General features: G+C 62.9%; 19 protein-coding genes. 14 read left to right on the plus strand and 5 right to left on the minus strand.

From position 1 onward, the window contains the following. The first annotated feature begins 299 nt into the window (after positions 1 to 299). Positions 300 to 1,073, plus strand: coding sequence for an HAD-IIA family hydrolase (locus tag A7U43_RS16100; protein ID WP_067997183.1), 774 nt, complete (start codon positions 300 to 302; stop codon positions 1,071 to 1,073). A 372-nt stretch (positions 1,074 to 1,445) separates the two neighbouring features. Here A7U43_RS16100 and A7U43_RS16105 read toward each other — a convergent pair whose 3' ends face one another. Next, a complete protein-coding gene (locus A7U43_RS16105) occupies positions 1,446 to 2,492 on the minus strand; it encodes an AraC family transcriptional regulator (protein ID WP_067997186.1) in 1,047 nt (348 codons plus the stop codon). A gap of 165 nt (positions 2,493 to 2,657) precedes the next feature. On the opposite strand from A7U43_RS16105, the gene A7U43_RS16110 reads away from it, so the two are divergent. The 5 genes from A7U43_RS16110 (at position 2,658) to A7U43_RS16130 (ending at position 7,895) form a co-directional block, all read left to right on the plus strand. After that, positions 2,658 to 3,218: a 2,4'-dihydroxyacetophenone dioxygenase family protein gene (locus A7U43_RS16110; protein WP_067997189.1), complete on the plus strand. Its 561-nt coding sequence runs from the start codon at positions 2,658 to 2,660 to the stop codon at positions 3,216 to 3,218. A gap of 13 nt (positions 3,219 to 3,231) precedes the next feature. Beyond that, positions 3,232 to 4,062, plus strand: a complete 831-nt coding sequence (locus A7U43_RS16115) for an SDR family NAD(P)-dependent oxidoreductase (protein ID WP_067997191.1) — start codon at positions 3,232 to 3,234, stop codon at positions 4,060 to 4,062. After that, positions 4,059 to 4,931, plus strand: coding sequence for an alpha/beta fold hydrolase (locus tag A7U43_RS16120; RefSeq protein WP_067997194.1), 873 nt, complete (start codon positions 4,059 to 4,061; stop codon positions 4,929 to 4,931). The genes A7U43_RS16115 and A7U43_RS16120 overlap by 4 nt, the downstream gene beginning before the upstream one ends. Continuing rightward, positions 4,928 to 5,311 carry a DUF1330 domain-containing protein gene (locus tag A7U43_RS16125; RefSeq protein WP_067997197.1) on the plus strand — a complete coding sequence of 128 codons (384 nt, stop codon included), beginning with the start codon at positions 4,928 to 4,930 and terminating at the stop codon, positions 5,309 to 5,311. Before A7U43_RS16120 ends, A7U43_RS16125 begins: the two co-directional genes overlap by 4 nt. A gap of 220 nt (positions 5,312 to 5,531) precedes the next feature. Further along, positions 5,532 to 7,895 carry an arylsulfatase gene (locus tag A7U43_RS16130; RefSeq protein WP_082902430.1) on the plus strand — a complete coding sequence of 788 codons (2,364 nt, stop codon included), beginning with the start codon at positions 5,532 to 5,534 and terminating at the stop codon, positions 7,893 to 7,895. Between the two features lie 553 nt (positions 7,896 to 8,448). On the opposite strand, the gene A7U43_RS16140 is transcribed toward A7U43_RS16130, so the two are convergent. The 3 genes from A7U43_RS16140 to A7U43_RS16150 all read right to left on the minus strand — a co-directional run bounded on the left by A7U43_RS16140 (position 8,449) and on the right by A7U43_RS16150 (position 11,571). Beyond that, positions 8,449 to 10,047, minus strand: coding sequence for a hypothetical protein (locus A7U43_RS16140; protein WP_231963333.1), 1,599 nt, complete (start codon positions 10,045 to 10,047; stop codon positions 8,449 to 8,451). 76 nt (positions 10,048 to 10,123) lie between these two features. After that, positions 10,124 to 10,471, minus strand: coding sequence for a helix-turn-helix domain-containing protein (locus tag A7U43_RS16145; protein WP_067997206.1), 348 nt, complete (start codon positions 10,469 to 10,471; stop codon positions 10,124 to 10,126). Next, complete coding sequence (locus A7U43_RS16150) at positions 10,468 to 11,571, minus strand: tyrosine-type recombinase/integrase (protein ID WP_231963334.1); 1,104 nt, start codon at positions 11,569 to 11,571, stop codon at positions 10,468 to 10,470. Before A7U43_RS16150 ends, A7U43_RS16145 begins: the two co-directional genes overlap by 4 nt. A 677-nt stretch (positions 11,572 to 12,248) precedes the next feature. On the opposite strand from A7U43_RS16150, the gene A7U43_RS16155 reads away from it, so the two are divergent. Next, positions 12,249 to 13,379 carry a tyrosine-type recombinase/integrase gene (locus A7U43_RS16155; RefSeq protein ID WP_082902162.1) on the plus strand — a complete coding sequence of 377 codons (1,131 nt, stop codon included), beginning with the start codon at positions 12,249 to 12,251 and terminating at the stop codon, positions 13,377 to 13,379. A 388-nt stretch (positions 13,380 to 13,767) separates the two neighbouring features. Here the strand turns inward: A7U43_RS16155 and A7U43_RS30095 are convergent, their stop codons facing one another. Beyond that, positions 13,768 to 14,667 (minus strand): hypothetical protein, encoded by a 900-nt coding sequence (locus A7U43_RS30095; RefSeq protein ID WP_197499856.1) that lies wholly within the window; start codon positions 14,665 to 14,667, stop codon positions 13,768 to 13,770. A 1,074-nt stretch (positions 14,668 to 15,741) separates the two neighbouring features. Between A7U43_RS30095 and A7U43_RS16170 the strand changes: the two genes are divergently transcribed. From A7U43_RS16170 to A7U43_RS16195, 7 genes are all read left to right on the plus strand, one after another. Next, positions 15,742 to 16,464: a TnsA-like heteromeric transposase endonuclease subunit gene (locus A7U43_RS16170; protein WP_082902164.1), complete on the plus strand. Its 723-nt coding sequence runs from the start codon at positions 15,742 to 15,744 to the stop codon at positions 16,462 to 16,464. After that, positions 16,461 to 18,524, plus strand: a complete 2,064-nt coding sequence (locus A7U43_RS16175) for a Mu transposase C-terminal domain-containing protein (protein ID WP_067997218.1) — start codon at positions 16,461 to 16,463, stop codon at positions 18,522 to 18,524. Before A7U43_RS16170 ends, A7U43_RS16175 begins: the two co-directional genes overlap by 4 nt. Before the next feature lie 81 nt (positions 18,525 to 18,605). After that, positions 18,606 to 19,526, plus strand: coding sequence for a TniB family NTP-binding protein (locus tag A7U43_RS16180; RefSeq protein WP_197499857.1), 921 nt, complete (start codon positions 18,606 to 18,608; stop codon positions 19,524 to 19,526). A gap of 1,022 nt (positions 19,527 to 20,548) precedes the next feature. Further along, positions 20,549 to 20,824, plus strand: a complete 276-nt coding sequence (locus A7U43_RS30100; protein ID WP_024445222.1) for a hypothetical protein — start codon at positions 20,549 to 20,551, stop codon at positions 20,822 to 20,824. After that, a complete protein-coding gene (locus A7U43_RS29190; protein ID WP_197499858.1) occupies positions 20,821 to 20,991 on the plus strand; it encodes a type II toxin-antitoxin system Phd/YefM family antitoxin in 171 nt (56 codons plus the stop codon). The genes A7U43_RS30100 and A7U43_RS29190 overlap by 4 nt, the downstream gene beginning before the upstream one ends. A gap of 214 nt (positions 20,992 to 21,205) precedes the next feature. Further along, positions 21,206 to 21,733 (plus strand): hypothetical protein, encoded by a 528-nt coding sequence (locus A7U43_RS16190; RefSeq protein WP_024445221.1) that lies wholly within the window; start codon positions 21,206 to 21,208, stop codon positions 21,731 to 21,733. Positions 21,734 to 21,773: 40 nt separating this feature from the next. Next, positions 21,774 to 22,628 carry a hypothetical protein gene (locus A7U43_RS16195; protein ID WP_067997228.1) on the plus strand — a complete coding sequence of 285 codons (855 nt, stop codon included), beginning with the start codon at positions 21,774 to 21,776 and terminating at the stop codon, positions 22,626 to 22,628. The last annotated feature ends 79 nt before the right edge of the window (positions 22,629 to 22,707 follow it).

Consider the following 22,707-nt stretch of genomic DNA (forward strand, 5'->3'; position numbering starts at 1 on the left):
ATCCGCCATATTCGATTGCGTCGTGTTTCGCATTGTGCGCACCGATACGTCGGTTGCAGTGCGACAGGGGAGAAGCTTGATTGCCGGCCTGGCTGACGTCCGGTCGTCTGGCATATTCCAGCCGATATCTGAGTCCGGTTGATTTTGCTGGGACATGCGAACGAGAGGTAGATCCAGCACGTCAACTCGGGTCCGCCAAAGCGGGAAACATGATCGTCCTGGTGCGCCACGTGAGTGGCCGGTGCGTGTGGTCGGCGACTTCCATGTGGAGCGGCGGCAGCAACTGCAAGACTGGACGCATGAGCACCACAACACAGTGCTGGCTGACCGACATGGATGGCGTCTTGGTCCGGGAGGAGCACGCCTTGCCAGGGGCCGCGGAGTTCCTCCAGGCGCTCAGCGACCGGCAGCGACCATTCCTGGTACTCACCAACAACTCGATCTTCACGCCACGTGACCTGGCGGCCCGATTGGCGCGGTCGGGCCTGATTGTGCCCGAGGAGTCGATCTGGACCTCGGCCCTTGCGACGGCGGCCTTCCTGCACGACCAGCTGCCGGGCGGCTCGGCCTATGTGATCGGCGAGGCCGGCCTGACCACGGCGCTGCACCACGTGGGCTACACGTTGACCGACGTCGGTCCGGACTTCGTCGTGCTGGGAGAGACGCGGACTTACTCGTTCGAGGCCATCACCAAGGCAATCCGCCTGATTCTCGGCGGAGCGCGTTTCATCGCCACCAACCCCGACGTGAGCGGTCCGTCGGCGGAGGGGCCTCTGCCTGCCACGGGCTCGGTCGCCGCCCTCATAACCAAGGCGACCGGCCGAGAGCCCTACTTCGTCGGCAAGCCGAATCCGATGATGTTCCGCAGCGCGATGAACCGCATCGACGCCCATTCGGAAGGCACCGTGATGATTGGCGACCGGATGGACACCGACGTGGTTGCGGGCATTGAGGCCGGGCTGGAGACGATCCTCGTGCTCACCGGCTCGACGAGACGCGAGGAGATCGAGCGCTATCCGTTCCGGCCCAGCCGGGTGTTCGAATCCATCGCCGACGTGATCGAACTCGTCTGACGCGACGTCCGCGGTCGCGGTGAGTTAGCCGAGCAAGTAGTCGAGGTCGAGCGGGCGATGATGGCATTCCTCGGCCTTGCGCGATAGGTGAGAGCAATTGGGCCGCAGGGCAATACGATGTAGTTTACTGGTAACCCTCCGTATTCAATCCCGCCGTATTCCTCCTGATGTGCAGCCCTTCATCGGTCGAGATACCGCCGCGGCGGCGTCGACTGCCCGGACGACTATGGCGTGTGATCAACTGTCGCGTCGGCGCACGGTTCTGATGCAGGTTTGTTTGCTGAAGAGCGCGAGCGGCGTGTTATGGCAATGCTCCGGTTGGTGGGCGAGCGGAACCGTTGTTGGTGGGCCGTTTTGGCTAGGCTTATCCACCTAGCCTCCGGAGGTGTCGAGTTTGTGGTCGGCGTCGCGGTAGCTCGGGCGTGAGCGCGACTGTTTGCGGTAGGTAGCTGGGCTGCAGCCGAACCACCGGTGACAGGATCGGGTCAGCGCACTCTGTTCGGCATAACCGAGTTCGCGGGTCAGATGGCTCAGACTGATCCCGGTGGTGTGCAGGTAGCGTTCAGCGGCATCTTTGCGAACTTGGTCGACGAGCATCGTGAAGGTCGCCCCTTCGTCAGCAAGCCTGCGCTGCAACGTTTTCGGATGCAGGTTGAACTGGGCGGCGATCACCTCCATCGTGGTCGCACCGGTCGGAAGAAGTTGTCGGATGACTGTGCGAACGGACTGCGCAAGGCTGCTTTCGTGTGCGGTAAGGGTGTTGAGGTACTCGACTATCGCTCGGTGTGCGATGTCGTCACGATGCAGCGGGCGACCGAGATCCGAGGTCCGGATCGTGAAACCTGCTTTCCGCTCGGCGAAATGGGCCGTGCAGCCGAAGTAGGCGCGGTAGTCCGCCGCCGGCCCGAGGGGGTCGTGTGGAAAGTGCACCGACACCGCCGACCAGTCCGATCCCATCAGGAACCGCAGCACGCGCAACGACACCCCGAGCGATAGTTCTGTGCTCTGCGGTGCTGGCGGCGTGTGCTCGAGAAGGAACTCAAACACAACGAAGGATCGTTGAGGATCGTCGAGGGGTTCGACGTGAATACCGATCGCCGGGCTGTACGCGGCCATGTAGGTGCCGAAGATTTCTAACGCGTCGGCGACGGTGGCGGCGGTTCGGGCGGCCACCCCCACGGGGCCGAGGACCTCGATACCCTGCAGAGCAGCCAGTCGTCGACCGAAATCCGTTGTGGCAGTGGCGGTAGCTGCGGACTCGATCGCGTGCAGGACACCGCGAAACGGGAGGAACGCATCGTAGTCGCCCACATCGGCGGCTCGGATGCCCGCCGCGCGCAGCAGACGGGCCGGATCACCACCCAGCTGTGTCACCAAGCGTCGATAGTTCACCAGGGCGGTGCCACGGACCACAGACATGACCGGGACTGTCGCACAGTCATCATCCGAATGTCCCGAGATGATAAAAAATCGTCCTCTAAAGGCAAGACCGGGGCGTGGCTGGCACCCGATAGTTGACGTCGACAGTTACACCGACATTACCGCCCCGGGCACGCCGGGGGCCCACTCCCGAAGGACCCTGCGATGACGCTTACCGTCGAACCCACAACCGCCACAACTGGTTCGGGGGCAGTGCTGCCATTGGTCGCCTTGCCCCAGACCGAGCTGCTGACCATCAACGAGAAAACGATCCCGCTGATCACTGACTCGCTCAGCGAGGGTGTCCACGTCAAGCCGCTGCGGCTGGACCTGGAGGCCGGCTGCTGGGTGGTTCTGGCCACCTTCAGTCCCGGGGCCACGGTTCCGCTGCACTACCACACCGGTGTGGCCGAGGTGTACACCATGTCGGGCAGCTGGCACTACCTGGAATACCCGGACCAGCCGCAGACCGCCGGCTCCTACATGTACGAACCGGCCGGCTCGGTGCACACCTTCGTCTGCCCGGAAACCAACACCGAGGACACCACGCTGTTCATCCGCGTGGAGGGCGCCAACATCAACTTCACCGAGGACGGGCAGTTCCACTCGATCCTCGACACCACGATGATCCGCCACCTGGTCACCCAGCTCGCCCAAGCCCGCGGCCTGGGGGCGATCAACTACCTCACCGGCGGTGCCGCCGGCTTCACCGCATCGAAACCGTAAGGGGCACCATCTCATGTCTGCATATCGAGTAGCAATCACCGGCGGCGCCCGCGGCATCGGCCGCGCGACCGCAGAAGCGTGTCTCCGGGCCGGAATGTCGGTCGTGATCGGCGATGTCGACGGAGCGGCATGTTCGGCCGTCGCCACCGAACTCGGTGGGGGAACGGTCGGGCTCGCACTGGACGTGCGCGACCCGGCCGGCTTCGAGGCATTCCTCACCGAAGCCGAACAGCAGGCTGGCCCACTGGATGTTCTGGTCAACAACGCCGGCGTCGCGCCGATCGGCAGGTATGTCGACGAGAACCCGCGGGATACGCAGCGGCTGATCGATATCAACATCGGCGGCGTGCTCACCGGCACCCGGCTAGCCTTAGAGCGGTTCGGCCCCCGCGGCCACGGGCACATCGTGAACCTGGCATCCTCGGCCGGACAGATCGCCACCGCCGGTGGCGCTACCTACGCGGCGACCAAGCACGCCGTCGTCGGGTTCACCCGGGCGATCCGCGCCGAGACCCGCGGCACCGGCATCCGTACCACGATCGTGATGCCCGGCCTGATCCGCACCGACATGATCGCCGGATTCGACAAGCCGCGTGGCACCAGGATTGTCGGACCGCAGGCCGTGGCCGACGCCATCGTCGCGGCGCTGCACACCGGCCGCGAGGAGGTATTCGTGCCCCGCGAACTCGGGCCGATCGCCCGGCTGATCGCCGGCACACCCCCTGGCATCGCCGATCGGCTGAAAAAAGCCCTCCAGGCCGATTCGGTGATGATCCACGCCGATATGGGCGCTCGCGCTGCCTACACCCAACGGGTGGAAGAAGTGAAAGACATTGTGCAATGACCACTTTCGAGACACGGCGACTCTCGGTCAACGGGGTCACCTCGCCGGTGCTGATCGGAGGCACCGGCAACCCAGGCGAGGCGGTGGTGTTCGTTCACGGTAATCCCGACACCGGCAGCGACTGGGAACCGCTGATGACCCACGTCGCCGAGTTCGCCACCGTCGCCGCCCCCGACCTGCCCGGTTTCGGCGGCGCCGACCTGCGCGCCGACCAGGACTACACACTGGCGGGATACGCCGCGCACTTGGGTGGTCTGATCGACCAGCTCGGCATCAGACGGGTCCACCTGGTGGCTCATGACTTCGGCGGCCCGATCGCGATGACCTGGGCCGCCGGCCACACCGACCGGGTCGCCAGCGTAACCCTAATCAACACCGGCGTGCTCCTGGGCTACCGCTGGCACCGGCTCGCGAGAATCTGGCGCACACCGGTCCTGGGCGAACTGTTCATGCGTCTCACCAATGATGCGGCGATACGGTTCGTGCTGCGCCACGACAACCCCGGCCTACCCGAGCACTGGGTCGATCAGATCGCTCGCCACGCCCTACCGAGCGGTACCAAACGGGCGGTGCTGCGGCTATACCGATCGACCCGCCAACGCCACATGGATGTGCTGGTGGAACCTCTGCGTGCAGCCGACCTGGACGCGCTCGTGGTCTTCGGCGACGCTGATGTGTACATCCCTGCCGTTCAGGCCGCGCGGCAACGCGGTCCGTTCCCGCGCGTGCACATCGAAATGCTGCCCGGCATCGGGCACTGGTCCTGGCTCGAGCAACCCGACCAGGTCGCCAAACTGGTTGTTCCGTTCCTGCGTGAACGGGTCGGCACCGACATTCAACACCCAACCACGACAAGGAGATTCACATGAGCACCACACTGGACACCACCCCCGAGCAGTTCGCCGCCCTGGGCGCCCGACCGGCCGACGCACCGGTACTGATGGTCAACCTGCTGCAATTCAAATCCGAAGGCGGCCGCGAGCGCTACGAGCAGTACGGGCAAGAGGTCGCCCCGCACCTGGAGCGCGTCGGCGCCACCATCCGCTACGCCGGCACCGCACCGGCGGTCATCATCGGCGACGGGCAGCGGCCCTGGTGGGACGCCATCCTGATCGTCGAATACCCCACACCGGGCGCCTTCATTGACATGGTCACCACCGCCGAGTACGCCCAGGTGCACGAGCACCGCGCCGCCGCCCTCAACCGGGGCGACCTCATCGCGACATCGGCCTGGACGCTCGCTGACTGAACCTGCCATCCGGCGGAGATGCTAATGCCGCCGGGCCGCCGTCACGAATACCGAAGATTTCACTCGACGGTCAATAAACTCTACCGCCGCGGAGTGCATTCTGATCTTGCGCTGCTGAGGCCTTCCGAATACGCCCCGGAGGCAGCTCAGTAGCGTGTAGGGAAATGTACATCGCGTACAGCTGCGTCACGAATGAGAGGTATCTGCCATGGCCGACGAAATGCCTTATGCCAGAACTCATCTGCCGATTCCGAGCCCCTCGAGGACGGGTCTGATCACCTACGATGCGAAGGATCCGGATACCTCGTCCCCGCCGATCACGCCGCTGCGTCCGCCCAAGGGGGCCCCGAATGTGCTCCTGATTCTGCTCGATGATGTGGGCTTTGGTGCCTCGAGCGCGTTCGGTGGGCCGTGCCAGACCCCGGTCGCGGAACGGCTGGCGGCCGGCGGGCTGAAATACAACCGGTTTCACACCACCGCCCTGTGCTCGCCGACCCGCCAGGCCCTGTTGACCGGACGTAACCACCACTCCGCCGGCATGGGCGGCATCACCGAAATCGCCACCGGCGCCCCGGGATACAGCTCGATCCTGCCCAACACCATGTCGCCGCTGGCGCGCACGCTCAAGCTCAACGGCTACAGCACCGCACAGTTCGGCAAATGCCATGAAGTGCCGGTGTGGGAAACCAGCGCAGTCGGCCCATTCGACGCCTGGCCCACCGGCGGGGGCGGTTTCGAATACTTCTACGGCTTCATCGGCGGCGAGGCCAACCAGTGGTACCCGACCCTATATGAGGGCACCACCCCGGTCGAGGTGGATCGGACACCCGACCAGGGCTACCACTTCATGGCCGATATGACCGACAAGGCCATCGCCTGGATCGGGCAGCAGAAGGCGCTCGCCGCCGACAAGCCGTTCTTCACCTACTTCGCTCCCGGCGCCACCCACGCGCCGCACCATGTGCCCACCGAATGGGCCGACAAGTACGCAGGCAAGTTCGACGACGGCTGGGATCGGTTACGGGAGGAGACATTTGCCCGGCAGATCCAGCTGGGAGTGATCCCGCCGGACGCCCAGCTCACCGCGCGGCACACCGAGATCCCGGCGTGGGACGACATGCCCGAGGAACTCAAACCCGTGCTGCGCCGCCAGATGGAGGTCTACGCCGGCTTCCTCGAATACACCGACCACCACGTCGGCCGGCTCATCGAAGCCATCGACCGGCTCGGTGTCCTCGACGACACCCTGGTCTACTACATCATCGGCGACAACGGCGCCTCGGCCGAAGGCACCCTCAACGGCACGTTCAACGAGATGCTGAACTTTAACGGGATGGCGGCCATCGAAACACCGGAGTTCCTAATGGCCCGGCTCGACCAGCTCGGCGGCCCGCAGTCCTACAACCACTACGCCGTCGGCTGGGCGCACGCCATGGACACCCCCTATCAGTGGACCAAACAGGTCGCCTCGCACTGGGGCGGCACCCGCAACGGCACCATCGTGCACTGGCCCGCGAACATCCGCAGCCGAGGCGAGATGCGGTGGCAGTTCCATCACGTCATCGATGTCGCGCCCACGATTCTGGAAGCCGCCGGGCTACCCGAACCGCTGTTCGTCAACGGTGTGCAACAGCACCCCATCGAGGGCGTCAGCATGCTCTACTCGTTCAACGAGGCGCAGGCCCGGGACCGGCATGAGACGCAGTACTTCGAGATGTTCGGCAACCGCGGCATCTACCACAAAGGCTGGACCGCGGTGACCCGCCACAAGACGCCGTGGCTGCTCATCGGCGAACAAACCCCCGCCTTCGACGACGACGTGTGGGAGCTCTACGACACCACCCAAGACTGGACCCAGGCCAAAGACCTGTCCAAACAGATGCCAGACAAGCTGCACGAACTGCAGCGGCTGTGGCTGATCGAGGCGACGCGCTACAACGTGCTGCCGATGGACGACGACCTCGCCAAGCGAATGAACCCCGATGCCGCAGGGCGGCCGGTGCTCGTCAGGGGCAACACCCAGCTTCTCTTCGGCGGCATGGGGCGACTGTCGGAGAACTGTGTCGTGAACATCAAGAACAAGTCCCATGCCGTGACCGCCGAGATCGAGGTACCCGAGACCGGCGCCGAAGGCGTGATCATCGCCCAAGGCGCCAACATCGGCGGCTGGAGCCTGTACGCCAAGGACGGCAAGCTCAAATACTGCTACAACCTCGGCGGCGTACAGCACTTCTACGTCGAGGCCACCGACCCGTTGCCCGCGGGCGCTCACCAGGTGCGCATGGAGTTCGCCTACGCCGGCGGCGGACTCGGTAAAGGCGGCACGGTGACCCTCTACACCGACGGCACCAAGGTCGGCGAAGGCGAAGTCGGTGCCACCCTGGCGATGATCTTCTCCGCCGACGACGGCTGCGATGTCGGCGAGGACACCGGCGCACCGGTTTCGCAGGACTATGGCCCGCGCGGCAACGCCTTCACCGGCCGCGTCAAGGGGATCCAGATCGCGATCGCCGACGCCGCCCAATCCGAAGACCACAAGGTGTCGCCGGAGGAAGCGATTCGGATCGCCATGGCGCGCCAGTAAGCACACACAGGCTGCACGCGGCACTTACGTCAAGTGAAGTGACACTCACCTCGGAACGGTCATCTCATCTGAGCTGACACACCGCACGTCGGCTGCGTCAGCTCAGATGAGAACGGACACGTCGGTCACCGGCACGAATACCCGCTCGCGTCAAAGTTCAGTTGCGAAGCTAAGGGCTCGGGGACCGGAATGGGTTCTTTGCCGAGTGCGGTGCGCGTCCGCTGAGTTCCCGGTGCTCCCGCCGCTCGCTTCAATTGGTCCGTAGTTCTTGTGGCTGCCGTCTCTGTGATCTTGTCAGGCCCGGGGCACCATGATGTCCACGGTCGGGCTTTCACCCCTTGGTGCAGCGGATGCTGAATCGCCCCGGGTTTGATGCACACCGGTTTATTGGTGCGCAGCCTCGGATTGGGCTGTGTTCCTAGCGTAGTAGAGCGTCTCGTATTCGACCGGTGGGATGCGGCCCAGGCGGTGCATGAGCCGGTCGGTGTTGTACCAGTTCACCCAGTCGGCGGGGCGCCCCTACACGGCCGCAATCGACGTCGTGCAGGCCAGGTCATGACGAATCTTCGGAGTTGTCGTCAGCTTGCTCCGGGGCTTGATCGAAGTGAGCTTGAATTGGGCCGGCTGGAGAGTCAAGTTCGTCGCTGTTCTCCTCCACGATGAGATCCAAGGCCAATTGGTCTCCGGCGTCGGTGCCTGGGGCGTCTACGGCGCTCTGTTGCCCCGGGCGACTGCTCCGATGAAGAGCTGGGGAAGCGTAGGCAGCCCATGTATTGCCGGCTTCCGCAGCGTGTTTCTGGGTGACTTGGTCGCTGTAGCCGAGCACGTCGGCGACCAGAGGGGCGGGTATCTCAGAGGCGAGTTCCTGTAGTGCGGTGTTGCGTGAGCCCAGCAGATTGATGCCCAGCCATCGGAGCCGGTGCATGATCGATTGCGGGTCGAGGTGCTGGCCGGGTCGGCTGCTGGGGAACAGCCAGGCAGTGCCGATGGCTCCGCCTGCGGTGCGCAGGTTGGGCCGGTGGTGAAGGTGGTAGTTCAGTTGTGAGGCAAATGGTTCGGGCACCGGGATGGGTTCTTTGCCCAGGGCGATGCGGGTCTCGCCGTCGACTCGGGCGATCGCGGTAGCCTGCAGGGCTGCGATCTTGGAGAGCGGTTGCGCGTAGAGCAGCAGCAGGACGCCGGCGACGCGATAGGGAAGGCTTTCGGCGTCGCCGGTGAGCAGTTCCTTGAGCCAGCCCAGGCGCTGTTCTTGGGTGATCGTGGGTGTTGTTCTGGCCTGCCGGAACCCGATCTGGACACCGGTGTTGCCCCTGCTGCTCTTGGCCCAGATGAAGAAGGTCCGGATCAGGTGGCGAGTGGTCGGCCCGGAGGTGAGGTAGGCGTCGACATCGTGCTGTGTGCATTCGGCGGCGGTGCGGCCGTGGGTGTCCTCGAGCCAGGTCAAGAATTTGATCGTCTCGGTGATCTCCTGTTTCGCCGATCGTTTCGGGCCGTCGGTGCCTTGACCGGGCTTGGACTGGCTGCGGAGTCGGCGTAGGTGGTGCCAGGTGGCGAACTGTTCGACCGGCCCGCGGATCGCCGGTGAGCCGATGGCGTCCAGTTTGGCGCTCAACCATCCTTCGAAACGTGCGAGGTGTTCGTCGCGCGGGGGGAGCAGTCCATGGTGCTCCAGGATCGACCGCAGGTGGCTGATGTGCTTGCCGCGGCCTGCTGCGGTGAGCCCGTCATGGGTGAGAGGTATTGCGCCGGAGGTGATTCCGCCGAGTAGCTGCAGGACCTGCAGGCTGCGTTTCCAGGCCAGGATGCTCTCGGGCCGGTCCACGCCACACAGCACCTCGATGAGGGTCTCCATGGCGGCCGGGTCGGCGGGGTGGTGCAGCAGGATCCGGCAGAGGTCGTCACGCAAGGCACATCGAGCGCAGTCCCCGGCGCGGTAGATCTCGCCTTCATGTCCGCATGTCCGGCAGGTGAACTTGCCGGGGATACCGGCGCAGGTCAGGCAGACCGGACGCGGGTCGGTGTGATTCGCGCGCCCCGGCAGGACGCCATCGTGACCGCAGATCGGGCAGATGCCATGGGTGCGCATCGCACTGTAGAAGCAGCTGTGGCACAGCCGATCACCCGGCCAGTACACCCGCAGCTTGTTGGCCATGCGCCGGCACCTGCTGCATTCTTGGTCACCATCGGTAACCGGGGGCCGTCCACGTCGTGTCGAGCGGGGATTTGGCTCAATCGTCATCGCTGATGACCCGGGCACGCCGGGGCCGCACGGACTTGTTGAGTTCGACGACATTGGGCGGCGCGATGGTGGTTCCTGAGGCGGTCTTTCTGCGACGCGCGTCGGTGGCGGTCACCGTCACCAGATCCTCCACACCGCAGCCCAGAATGTCACACAACGCCGCCATCAGCTGCAGCGAGACACGTTCGGGCCGTTGATGAACGACCCGGTAGACCTGCGGGCGGGAAAGCTGTATTCCGCGCTCGGCGAGACGGGGGATCAGGTCAGTGCTGTTGTGCATCCCGTGGGCGGCCATGAGCTCGGCCAGCCGCCAGCTGTAGTCGACTTCGCGTTTCATGAGGTTTCCTCTCCCAGCGAGAGCGCGTCCTTGATGGTCTGGTCGAGCACGCGGCGCACGGTCCGAGTCCGAAAGTCGCTGGCGACACCGGTGTAGAGCGATGTGGTGCTGGCGAATTCGTGGCCGGCCTGGTCCTGGACGAACTTGGCGTCCCAGCCGTCCTCGATGAGGTGGGTGATGTAGGAGCGGCGAAACGAATGCAGATCCAGGCCGTCGGTCAGCCCGAGATCGTTGCAGTAGCGCCGGAACCGGCGCAGCAGCGTGTTCTCGGCGACCAGCGAGCCCCGCTCGCTGGGGAACAGATCGATGCTGTCGTCGATATAGGGCTGGCCGTGGGCCAGCCAGTCAGCAAGGATCTCCGGTGTCCAATCGAAGACCGTCAGCACGGTCCGGCGTTTCGGCGGTGAGCCTTTCTTCGCCTTGCCGTAGCGGACCTTGACCGCCCCGTAGCGGCCGAACTCCGCGGCGTGCGGGTTGCGGGAGAAGTCGACAGTCTGCAGATGCCTCAGCTCATTGAACCGCAACCCGTAGGAGTAGGCGACCTTGAACATCACCGAATCGCGGTAGGCCGGCAGCCAGCCCTTCTTGTTTGAGTTGGCGATCAGCGTGACCTGATCATCGGCGTGGTCGAGAAAGTCCTGCAGCTCCTGCTTCGTGAACGGACGCTTCTCGGGGGACTGCTCGTTGTCCTGGACATGTGTGGCGGTGTTCCACGCGAAAAACACCTGCGCCGGATGCGTACCAAACCGCTGTTCGCACACGCGGTCCCACCCGTAGTCCGGGTCAGCGATGTAGGAGCAGAACAACCGCAGCGCATTCTGGTAGCCGCGGACCGTGGACTGCCGACGGCCCTTAATGCCGCGCAAATCGGCGAAAAACTCCTCGACGATACCCGGTGTCCACGACCACGGGAACTCGTTACTGTGCGCGATGAAGCGGCGGACCGTGGCGATCCGGGCATCGATCGTGTCATGTGCCAGGTTGCGGCACAGTTGCTGGTTGCGCCAACCATCGAGCATCTCGTCGACCGTCTGGACCTCAGGATGCAGCAGAGGAACCGAGCCCACGAGGAACACGCGACCGCTCTTATCGACAGGCAAACCGGCCTCCAAGCTGTCTCGTCTGATGCATCATTGAATCATCTAATGAATCATTACCACATCGCCGCCGGTAGATCCATCGCTTCAAGGAGGCCCGCAGCAACGTGTCGAGGCACCGGGCCGAGGCCGGCGTCGTGGCCGCCCGCTGCAATGCGCCCAAACCTGCGGCCAGCCAGGACTTTTCACCCGATCGGGGCCGACGGGCGACAGCGCGGCCGATAGAGTCGACCGGTGCGGGGATGATTCATCTGATGAAAACGGCGTACTTGAGTTGACATAATGTAGATTATCGGCGAAACGGTAACGCTGGTGACCGGCTGGAACCGGTTATGCCATGCGGCTGTCCGATCCGGAACTAGTTGGGAGTAATCCGGGAAAACCTGGTAGCTGTCCGATTTCTCGCCCTCCGTTCCAGAACTATCTGACAGTGACACCGCCCAGGTCCCTGCCCATGCACCTGCGGATCTTCGGCCGGCGTGGCCATGCCGCTGAGTCTGAATCCATGACTATCTGACAGCGCCGGACGGGACAGTCGACAGTCCAGAACTATCTGACAGCGGCGGACACTCCGCGCTGTCGAGGTCCAGCGCCAACCATGCAATTCGTCACAGTGACGTTATGCAGGTGATGCAGCGCCCCCTGTTTGCGCAGGCTGGAGACGCGTGACACCCAATAATATGGATAACGTTGATTATCCATCTTTTATCTGCGAGGCTGACCGTGTGCCGCACGAGACCGATCCCGGCTACTCCGTCACCGAAGGCGTTGTCGAAGCTGCTGCCGTCGCGCAGGCCGTCGAGGAGATCCCCCAGTGGTTCCAGCAGTTCTTGGATCACCGGCAGGCAAGTAAACCCTCGGCGCACACGATGAAGGCCTATCGCCGCGACTTCGTCGCCATTGCCAATCTGCTTACCGGTGGTGAGCCGGCCCGTCTCAGTCCAGCTGACATAACTCGCGATTCGATGCGTACAGCGTTCGCGGCGTTTGCAGCCGACCACGAGGCGGCTTCCATCCGACGCTGCTGGTCAACGTGGAATATGTTGTGCACCTTCCTCTATACGAACGAACTGTTGGCGGCCAACCCCATGCAGCTCGTTGCACGACCGAAGTTGAAGAGGCCGATGCCGAAAGCCCTCCCCCGAACAGCGGTTGAAGCCCTGCTGTCTGCCGTCACGCAGGAGTCCGATACTCGCCGAACAGACTGGAAAGAAAGAGATCTCGCAGTCATTCTCACTGCACTCCTCGCCGGACTGCGGGCCGAAGAACTCCGCCTGGTCGACGTCGGTGACATACGGACGCTCGACGATGGCTCCGCGGTGATTAATGTGAAAGGCAAAGGCGGCAAGGAACGCAACGTCCCCATCGAATCAGCCCTGCTGGAGGTGATCGGTACGTATATGGATAGTCGTGCCGGACGGTTTCCTCAGGGCAAGAAGCGCACATCGTCGCCGAAGAGTACGCCATTGTCGGGCTGGCCGGCTTCCGTACCGCTATTCGTCGGTCGAGACGGTGAACGAATGACGCGTGGCACCCTACAGTCACGTATCAAGCGCGCGTTTAAACGGGCAGGGCCGGACGCGCGCCCCGTACCCGGCGCCCTGGTGCACGGCCTTCGTCACACCTATGCAACTGAGCTCGCGACCTCGAATGTCAGCGTCTACACACTGATGAAACTCCTTGGGCACGAGTCGATGACGACATCGCAGCGCTACGTCACGGCGGCGGGGATTGAAACACGAAGTGCGGCAGCGCAGAATCAGCTCTACTCCCTACTGACCGAACAACGGGAGGACGATGGGACGAGCTGAGAACGAAGCGATCCATGTGCCCCAACGACTTAGAAAGACTCCGCAATGAGTAAGCGAGTGAGCCTGATTCTCCGCGATGCGGACGAGGCGATGCTAGCTCCCTTCCTCCATCGGGGCTCGCCAGCTTTCGAGGTCCTGCGACAGTGGGCACACCACAATGACTATGCCTCGGGCGACATCAGCTCGGATGCCGCTGTACTGCGGACTCTGCTTCGGGTGGGCGCAGAGGCTATGCACGAACAAATCCTGGATGCTGGCTACGCCCAGCTTGCGTCCGAGTTCAATGGCGCATCAAAAAGATTCGAGCGACTGGCCGCACGGGGTCGTTCTGCGTCCCAGATCGACGAGCTCAGATGAGCCCGCTTGCGCCCCGCAGCGGTCACACGTATCAGGGCCGGCAAGTTCCGCACGACGGGATGGGCTTACGCACGGTGTTTGCGGCCCACTCTTCGGCGTCCGCCGAATGAATGGCGCACACCTTGACGTAGGCACCAGTCCACGGTCCGTTGTGCGGATTCTGACCGCTGATGGTGCGGCACGTGGCGTGATGCACCCGCGCGGTAGACACGCTGTAGTTACGGGCGATGTTCACGACGAAGCCTTCCGGGTTGGCGGCCAGCCAGGCCAGATAGCCAGCGTCGTCGTCCCGGAACTCGTGTGCGCGGGTGTGGTGATCCACTCCGGCGAGTGCATCGGCTGGCACGACGTCGATGAACTCGTCAACCGGACTTTGTGGGACGTCGAGCAAACTGTCCTCGGTAACACTCGCGGATTCGGCCGATGCGTAGATGCCCACCGCGACCTTGTTGCCGGCGTACTGGTCCACGGTGCAGTGCAGGCCGAGCTCGGTGATTCGGCCGTCGCGGGGATGCCATGCCCGATCTGGCCGGGTACGACCCAGCAGGGGGTCGAGCGCGTCGATCGTCTGCTTCCAGAGGTTGAGCCAATTGCGGCGTGGACCGACCACGAAGGATAGTTCGAGTCGAACTGGTCCATCCGGTAGCACCGCAGCGCCAGAGACGGCGGCGTGGATAGCCTCCTTGTAGGCGACGCTCGAGGAAGAAGCTGCAGTGGTCGCGACGATCACACCAGCGGCTGTGGGTGCAGGAACTTCTCGGGCGGCACAGATCCGCACAGACGACTGTTCATCATTGCGCTTCGTGCACCACACCGACACCAAGTCGACATCGCGCAGGCGCGACGCGAGCGGATACGCGTAGTTATCCAGGTCGCTGGCATCGAGCAGGTTTGTGAACTCGGTAAACCGACGTCGAGGCGCAGCGCCCACGGGCCCCTGATCCGTGCGCCAGCGATCAAAGCCTCCGTATCGTCGAGGTACTCCTGCAATCGGATCTGATCTGGATCGTCAGCCTTGTTCCACGATGCGAGCCGCGGGGCGACCCTCAGCTCCAGCGAGCGATTATCAGGGCGGGCAAACCAGCGCATCGGATCAAGATAGCGCGGCGCACCGACAGGCCTCGGGCGAGAACCAGAGGCACAGATTCGGAGACCCTGACGCTGCGAGTGTGGTGCCACGGTCGGTATGGCGGCGTCTTCGATGCAGTCGGCCGCGGATCTATCAGCAAACTCCGGAGTGCCAAGTCGATTTTATGTTAACCCCTTGCAAGGCAATCAGTTAACAGCAATTTGCTGGAAGGTCCAGCTCACAGGTGTTGCCTATAGGCAACACACGGACCCGCGTCGGCCAACTACACGCTGACGCTGGGACGCGGGTCAAAAGGCTTCTACCTTGCTAAACGCGTTAATTTAGTGTCTAGCAGTGGAATACAGACAGGCCTATTCTCCAGGTTCCTGGGTTCCAGCAGCCATCGGCGTTTGCAATCAACCCACGAAAGATTGCGGGATAGTTCGGCTCATCTCGGCAAAGCTGGTCAAAGTGGTAGTTGCTGCAACCCTTGTGCGATTCTGTCACTTTGTGCTCAACTGACGTTGCCAATTCCGGTGAGGAGGCAGGCCCTTCAGCCTGCGCATAAACGCACGGGGCTCGATGAGTGCGCCTATCGGAGGCAGTCGAACGTCCAGGTCAACGAGGAGGTGGCACCGCACAAGCGACTCAAATGTTTTCCGCTGACGGGGCATCAAGATTCCCCAGACGCTGAAAAAGCCGGGCTGGAATCCCGGCTTCTTCGGTGCGGCACTTGGCCGCTAATTGCCTACTTCACCCTTGAGAGGGAGACATGCTTATTTCAGCGCGCTTCCGGCACGATGTCAACCCCTGCTTTGCATCCTGGCCTCCGACCCCATCGCGGGCTGCAGGCCCCGATGGTTGGTGGAGACGGCAGTGACCCCGCCGCCGGTCCCGTCGGAAGGGCCACTGCCCGTCAATGACGCGCCCTACACGATGGTGCTTTATCAAGATCCGAAGACCGGGCAGCGGGTGCGGACCCGTCTCACACCTGAGGTTTCGCGTGTGTCATTTGAGCTATGCAGGCCTATCCGGAGTTTCCCGGCTTACCGGGGTCGCCGTTCCCATCAAGGCAAGTACTGGTTCTCGCGTTCACAAGGCCATGTCAGCTTTGAGTCGCGGTTCGAGATGACTGCCCTGATGACGGTCGACTTTCGGGGCGAGGCAATCGCGGTCAGCTCCAATCCGTTTTGGCTGCTGTGGCCGAAGGGCCAGACGCACCACCGGCACGCCCCGGACTTTTTCATCCGAAGACGCGACGGATCGGCTCTCGTTGTCGACGTCAAGCCGGCAGATCGTCTCCGCGAGAAGGATCGGCTCCAGCATCAACGCACGCGCGATGTATGTCGCGAGTTGGACTGGGAGTACGAGGAATTCACTACGATAGACAAGACTGCAGAACGCAACCTACGTCTGCTATGCGCCTACCACCATCCGCGGTTCGCGCCGTCAGCAGAAGCACGATCCGCTATCGCGATCTGCGTGAAGCGATCGGGGCGCAACGGCGTGCAGTTCGGCCAGCTGATCGACAACGCCTCGGACGGTGCTGAACTCGACGAGAACCATCTCATCTGCAGCACGTACCACATGATCTGGAACCGAGAGATTCACGTCGACCTGGCCCGCCCGCTGACCTGGACCACGGTGATCACCTCATGATCGAACTGCATATCGGCGACATCATCGAACTCCGTGGCCAGAGCTGGCATATCCGCGACAGCGACGGACTGGCCCTTCGACTCAAATGTCTCGATGACGGCAGCGACCTGACCTTGCCGGTAGCGATGTTGCTCTGCGACGACTCCTTCGTCGGTCCCGACGCCTCTGGACCAAGTATCGCCGATCAGAGGCTGCTCGACCTCGCCACCGACGAACAGCGACGAGATGCCCAGTTCTGGTATGAGCACCTCTCCGGCATCAAACACGCCATCGAACAGCCGGCTCAAGGACAAGCCATTTCGGGTGCCCCGATAGTGACTGTACAAGAACGACTTTCGGATAAAATATCCGAGCTACGAACCCTAGGGCGGCCGGTCTCCATGACCACCATGTGGCGCAAGTGGCAACGCTTCAACAATGCGGGCCTGCTCGGATGTATCGATCAGCGGGGTATGCCGGGTCATGTCCGTCTGTCCGGGGTGCACGAGCGTGTGATCGTCGTCCTGGAGATGGTGAAAGCGCACTACGTAGACAAGTCGACGCCTACCAAGAAGCAGATCCTCGAAATCGCAGAGCGCCGCCTTCGTGACGACAACGTGCCGGTGCCGTGCAGGTCATCGTTGTACGCCCTACTCGCCGCACTTGACCGCGGTGAGCACACCACCGGTGACGCGACGTCGCGCCGCAGTCACGCGAACAGCCCCAACCGAGCGTTCTCGAAGATTGTCGCGTTGTATCCAGGCGAAGAAGTGCAGCTCGACTCAACACCACTGGACGCAATGGCCTTACTGCCCGATGGTCAACCATGCCGCATCGATTTGGCTGCCGGCATCGACGTCGCAACACTGAGCATCACCGCGGCAATTCTCCGCCCGAACGCCTGCAAAACTGTGGACGCTATCGAACTCTGGGCCAACTCCTGTATCCCGCAACAGATGTTGCCAGGCTGGATTGAGAATATGACCGTCGCACGAAGTTACCTGTCGGACAAGCTATCCCCCCAGATCGATCTCGATAGGGCACTCGAAAACAAACCCATCATCGATGTGCGGGGTGTCGTAGTTGACCGTGGCAAGATCTTCGTCTCACCGGTCTTCGAACGAGCAACGGAACTTCGGGGAGTGCACCCTCGGGTCGCACCTCCGCACCAGCCCACCGCCAAGCCTCATATCGAACGCTTGCTCAAGACCATCGGCGACGACTTTGTCCGATGGATTCCGGGATACAAGGGACGCTCGGTCAGCCACCGGGGCCGAAACCCGGAGAAGGATACTGTGTGGCCGCTGTTTGTACTCCAGGCGCTGCTCGACGAATGGGTCATCACGGTGTATCAGAACCGTCCCCACTCGGGGCTTCACCTGACAGCGGCCCCTCGGATGCAGCTCTCTCCCAATGCCATGTATCGAGCGATGTCGGAGATGACACCAACTCCAGTACGGACGATGACACGCGACGATTGGATCTCGCTGAAACCACACGAGTTTCGTCGTATCAATCGCTATGGCGTCAACTTGGAGAACCTCGTGTACAACTCCGACTCGCCACGCTTTCACCAGATGCGACGAACGAAATCGTTGAATTCCAAACAGAATGGCAAGTGGGAGGTGCGCTACGACCCCACCAACCTGATGCAAATCTGGGTGCGAGACGAATCCCTAGTCTTCGACTCAGAGGGTCAGCGCAAAGTCGAAGACAATGGCTGGATCGAGTGCCGCTGGGTTCTCGCCGACTATGCGACCATTCCATTCGGAATCGACATGGTCAAAGCGATCCGTCGGGACATGAGTAAGAAACCAACCGACAAAGAAGTGCTCAGGCGCGCGGAGCAGATTCATCGTCAATTGCTCGGCGGCCCATCGGAACCGAAACCTCGACCGCTTTCCCGTGCCGAAGCGTCGGCCGGGCGCGCCAACCTCGCGCGACAAGAGCTCAGCGGCGGCCCTCCCGCTGAGGTCGTTGCGCCCGGACGAAGCGACGACACTCCGACACCGCCGGTTGTTCAGCCTACGCTCGGACCCGTTGAGCCCATGCGTCCGATGCGTCTGTCGGAAGGGTGGTGAACCTTGGCATCACCGACAACCCGCGAAGAGTGGCGCGAGTACTGCACCTACGAGCCCACCCCGGACTCGCAGCGCCCCTCGTTGAGTGCGGACGAGATCAAGGCTCTCGGCACCGTCGAGCGGTCGGCGTATAACGAACGCCGCATCGACTACCTGAACGAGGAACGCGTGTTTCCCACCCGGGATCTCACCCGCATCCTCAACCACGCACGGCGACTGCTTCGCCGATCACGAGCCAAGAAGTTCGTGGCCAGGCCCGGTATCCGAGTATCCGGGGAACCCAGGACCGGCAAAACCACCGATGTGATGGCCGCCGGCAAGCGACTGGACGCAGAAATACGACGGACTTGCGGCAGGGAGAACGATCTGTCCTTCCTTCCCGTCGTCTACACCACCATCGCCACGGCGACAACGACGAACAAACTCTGGGTGCGCCTCGCCGACTTCGTCGGTGCACGCGAGCTGCGAGGTAGCAATGCCGACGAGCGACTCGTGGACCTGGCGCGACTGCTGAAGAGCCTCGGCACCAAGTTCGTCATCCTCGATGACGTCCAACGCCTCAACACCGATCGCGCAGCAGGAGCCGAAGTCGCCGACAACATCAAGACCTTCGCCGAAAACCTCGATGCAACAATGCTCTTTGCAGGAATTTCATTGGAGACCGCTCCCCTGTTCAGCGGCGAGAACGGAGAGCAGTGGCGCAAACGTACCCGGCCCATCAACCTGAGCAACTACTCACTGTCGAATGACGCCGACCATAAGGAGTGGTTGCAGCTCGTCGCATCCTTCGAACGCATTCTTCCCCTCCCCCTGCATGAACACGGAATGCTCGAACGGCATGCGGACTACCTCTACCACCGCACCGGCGGCTCCATCGCATCCTTAAGCGATCTGATTATCGATGCCGCTACCGACGCCATCGACTTCGGTACCGAAGCGATCACGTTAGACCTCCTCGACTCGATTGCGATCGACGACGTGGACCCGGGGGTGGCCCGCTAATGCCATCCCGTTCCGAATTACCACTGACGCCCCCAGTGGGAATCCGTCACAGCCAACGGCGACTACCGGTACCGCTGTCGCCGATGAAATCTGAGACGCTGAAAAGCTACCTCCGACGGCTCACGGATCAGAATCTTTTGCGACCCGGCTGGTTGCCTCGACTCGCCCGGCATCGCCACTTCGTTGCAGACCTCGTCGAGTTAACCGGTTTCACAGAGCGCGGGCTGGTCGCGGCACTCCCAGAACTGCGAACCCCGCAGGCAGTTGAGCGATGGCCGCACCTGGTCGGCCACGTCTCCAAACGGGCGAGCACCCGATCGGCATGCACACACTGCGCCGCCGCCAAGACTCACGGCCGAACGGAAGTTGTGACTGTCTTCGCTAGCCATGAACAAGTGATCTGCACCGCGCACCAGCAGTGGACAGGCAGTTCTGCACTCAGATTTCCTGTTCAGGAACAGTTTTCAGTACGCAACTGTGTCGACGTCTCAGACGCACACCGCGAACACCTTCAACTCATCCGACGATGGGGCCGCGGCCCCGTGTATAGCTGCTTCTTTGCCGCCATCCGCTGTTTTACTCAGTGGTCACACTGGCCGGCCGTATCCCGAGCACCTAGTATCCAGCGTCGCAGGGAACGGCTCGATATCCCCGATGACGCACCACCAACGATTGCCCGACAGGTCGCCGCCTGGTACCCGAGCGCGGTAGCGCTAACAGACCTCATCATCTCGCTACGGCACGACTTCGCGAAAGAGGGTAGGTCATCGGCCGCGAAAATCGTTGCAAGCTCGCACATTCGACTCAGAAGCATCTTTCCCGACTTATCCCCGAGCGGCGCATCGGACCACTTCCGGCAGGCAATACTAGGCGAACTAGACACTCCCCCAGATGAAGTCGAAGTCGCACCGAGCAACCGATGACTGAGTCCCAGCGGTACAGAGAGGACGATGGTGGCAATGTCAAGCCGAAGCTGTGAGGAGCCCCCTACCCCAATCGGATCGCTCTGCAGTGAATGGGAGTTGGACCAAGGCATCGCATCCCGCGTCGTCTACACACCCGACCGGTTCCCCGCCGGATGCACGGCTGGAGTCCGTATCAGCGCGATTCAGGTCGAAGACGGCAGCTTTGAGACTGCTGCCGACGTTCCCCACATCTACCTCGAGTTCCACCCTGATTCTGGACTCACCATTGAGAACGCGCGGGCTCTCGCGCTCGTCCTCACCGAGTCCGCCGCTCAGCTCGAAAGTTGGATCGAGATGTTCGGTGCCGTCGCCGATCCTGGTGCCGAACGTTGATCGATCCCTTGCTTCCGCGCATCAGCATCACCGAACTACGCCGACATTTCAGCCGGTTCATCACTGAAGCCGAACAAGGGCGGACTTTCGTGATCACCCGGCAGGGACGCGAGGTTGCCTTGCTCGTACCTGCCGGGCGCTTCGCCGACGAAGATCTGCATCAGTGACGTATACGTCGTCCTCACGTCCCAAGGAGCGCTCGCCTACCAAAAGAGGACCACCAGCAGTATTGGAGTCATGCAACACCCAACATCCCGACCGAACTTCGACCACAGTCCCTGCTACCGCGACGGTCTGCACCCGCCTACGAAGCCCGGGCGCCAGTGGTGCCGCGCTCATGGTCCGGCCAGTCGCTCGCGAGGGTATGGCCAACCCGTCGCCGTGGCGTCACCGCCGCAGACCCAGCAAGACGACACCGGTCCTGCCGAGGTGCGCCGACGTCGTGCAGAGGCCGCCAAGCAGTACCAGCCCAGCAGGGTTCGGCTTCTGCTGGTGGCCCAAGCTCCACCTGACGCCGACGACCGCTACTTCTACTTTCTCGACGTAGCGCAGCACGACTGGCTGTTTCGGGCGGTCGCGCGGGCAATCCTGCCCCACGTAGAGCTGACCCGGACCAACAAGGCATCCGTGCTGGCGCAGCTGCGCGACCGCGGCATCTTCCTGATCGACCTCAAGCCCGATCCCGTGGACGGGTCCGACCTGTCGCCCTACGTGCCCGCGCTCCTTGACCGGGTTGCCGAGCTGGAACCCGAACGCATCATCCTGATCAAGGCCGATGTGTTCCGCGTGGCATATCCCGCGTTGGCCGCCGCAGGCCTTCCGGTCAGCCAGGTGCGGATCCCCTTCCCTTCGTCTGGGCGACAGAGAGAGTTCGCGGTCGCGTTCGGTCGAGCTCTCGCAGGCGAGTAACAGTTCGCGATGTCACCGTGCCTCGGTAGCGTCGCTTCCCATGGGACCGGATGACTTCTTCGAGGAAATCGAAACGGTCAGTCCATGGTCGAGTGAACCGTCCATCACGACGAAGCTCCGGAAGGACCTGCTGAACGAGCTGCGCGCCGGCCCCGTAGCCGGCGCGGACGACCTCGACGCGGCGATCGCGCTGACCCACTTGGTGTGGGATAACCTGACTGCGTTCGGCACCGACGGCAGCAACGCGCTCGACGACAAGGAAATCGCCCTTGCCCAGCGCGCCCTCACCGCGACCCTCTCGCGAATCGGCATTACGCTGAGCTTCCCCTGGCGGGACTTCGCCACCTTCAAGACGCATTGGTTGCGTAACGGCTGCTACAACTCGTGGCAAGCCCGCCGAGACCTCCTCAACGAGCTGTTTTCCCCAGTGCAGGCGGAGCTGGATCAGCAGGAGGAGGATCAGTTCCGCGCCGTGAACGCTGAGGCGGTGTCGCCGCACACCAAGACGGGCTGGCCGAAGGTTGACGAGGAGCTCACCGAGCTTCGCCGGCGTTTCCGCACCGCCACCACCACGCAGGACTATCGCGACGTCGGCAACCGCGCCGTTGGCGTGCTTGAGGCGTTGAGCCGCACCATTTACGACCCCTCCGTGCATCTCCGAGACGGCGAGACCGAGCCGCCGGCCGATAAGACAAAGCAGCGCATCGGCCGCTACGTCGAGGACTCCTTGGCGGGCAAGAACAACGAGGCGATCCGCGGCGTCGCGAACAAGGTGATCGAGCTGGCACACAGCGTGAAGCACTCCACCGCGCCTACACGGCGGGAGGCCGGAATCGCGGCGGATTCGGTGATCATGCTCGCGAACATCTTGCGCCGGGTCGATCAAGACTTCTGAATGGGTAAACGCAGCACGGGACCTGACACACGCAGCGCGGCGCTCCGGTGCTGTCGGTCAGCGCTTGTAGGCTGCCGCC

Source organism: Mycobacterium adipatum (assembly GCF_001644575.1).
Classification (GTDB): Bacteria; Actinomycetota; Actinomycetes; order Mycobacteriales; family Mycobacteriaceae; genus Mycobacterium; species Mycobacterium adipatum.

What these genes read in the sequence shown, in the direction of transcription:
- A7U43_RS16140 (WP_231963333.1), bottom strand. Translation starts at nt 10,047, where the DNA reads ATGGCCAACAAGCTGCGGGTGTACTGGCCGGGTGATCGGCTGTGCCAC.
- A7U43_RS16195 (WP_067997228.1), top strand. Translation starts at nt 21,774, where the DNA reads ATGGGACCGGATGACTTCTTCGAGGAAATCGAAACGGTCAGTCCATGG.
- A7U43_RS16175 (WP_067997218.1), top strand. Translation starts at nt 16,461, where the DNA reads ATGATCGAACTGCATATCGGCGACATCATCGAACTCCGTGGCCAGAGC.
- A7U43_RS16125 (WP_067997197.1), top strand. Translation starts at nt 4,928, where the DNA reads ATGAGCACCACACTGGACACCACCCCCGAGCAGTTCGCCGCCCTGGGC.
- A7U43_RS16170 (WP_082902164.1), top strand. Translation starts at nt 15,742, where the DNA reads ATGGTGCTTTATCAAGATCCGAAGACCGGGCAGCGGGTGCGGACCCGT.
- A7U43_RS16115 (WP_067997191.1), top strand. Translation starts at nt 3,232, where the DNA reads ATGTCTGCATATCGAGTAGCAATCACCGGCGGCGCCCGCGGCATCGGC.
- A7U43_RS16105 (WP_067997186.1), bottom strand. Translation starts at nt 2,492, where the DNA reads ATGTCTGTGGTCCGTGGCACCGCCCTGGTGAACTATCGACGCTTGGTG.
- A7U43_RS16120 (WP_067997194.1), top strand. Translation starts at nt 4,059, where the DNA reads ATGACCACTTTCGAGACACGGCGACTCTCGGTCAACGGGGTCACCTCG.
- A7U43_RS16155 (WP_082902162.1), top strand. Translation starts at nt 12,249, where the DNA reads ATGGATAACGTTGATTATCCATCTTTTATCTGCGAGGCTGACCGTGTG.
- A7U43_RS16110 (WP_067997189.1), top strand. Translation starts at nt 2,658, where the DNA reads ATGACGCTTACCGTCGAACCCACAACCGCCACAACTGGTTCGGGGGCA.
- A7U43_RS16130 (WP_082902430.1), top strand. Translation starts at nt 5,532, where the DNA reads ATGCCTTATGCCAGAACTCATCTGCCGATTCCGAGCCCCTCGAGGACG.
- A7U43_RS16145 (WP_067997206.1), bottom strand. Translation starts at nt 10,471, where the DNA reads ATGAAACGCGAAGTCGACTACAGCTGGCGGCTGGCCGAGCTCATGGCC.
- A7U43_RS16100 (WP_067997183.1), top strand. Translation starts at nt 300, where the DNA reads ATGAGCACCACAACACAGTGCTGGCTGACCGACATGGATGGCGTCTTG.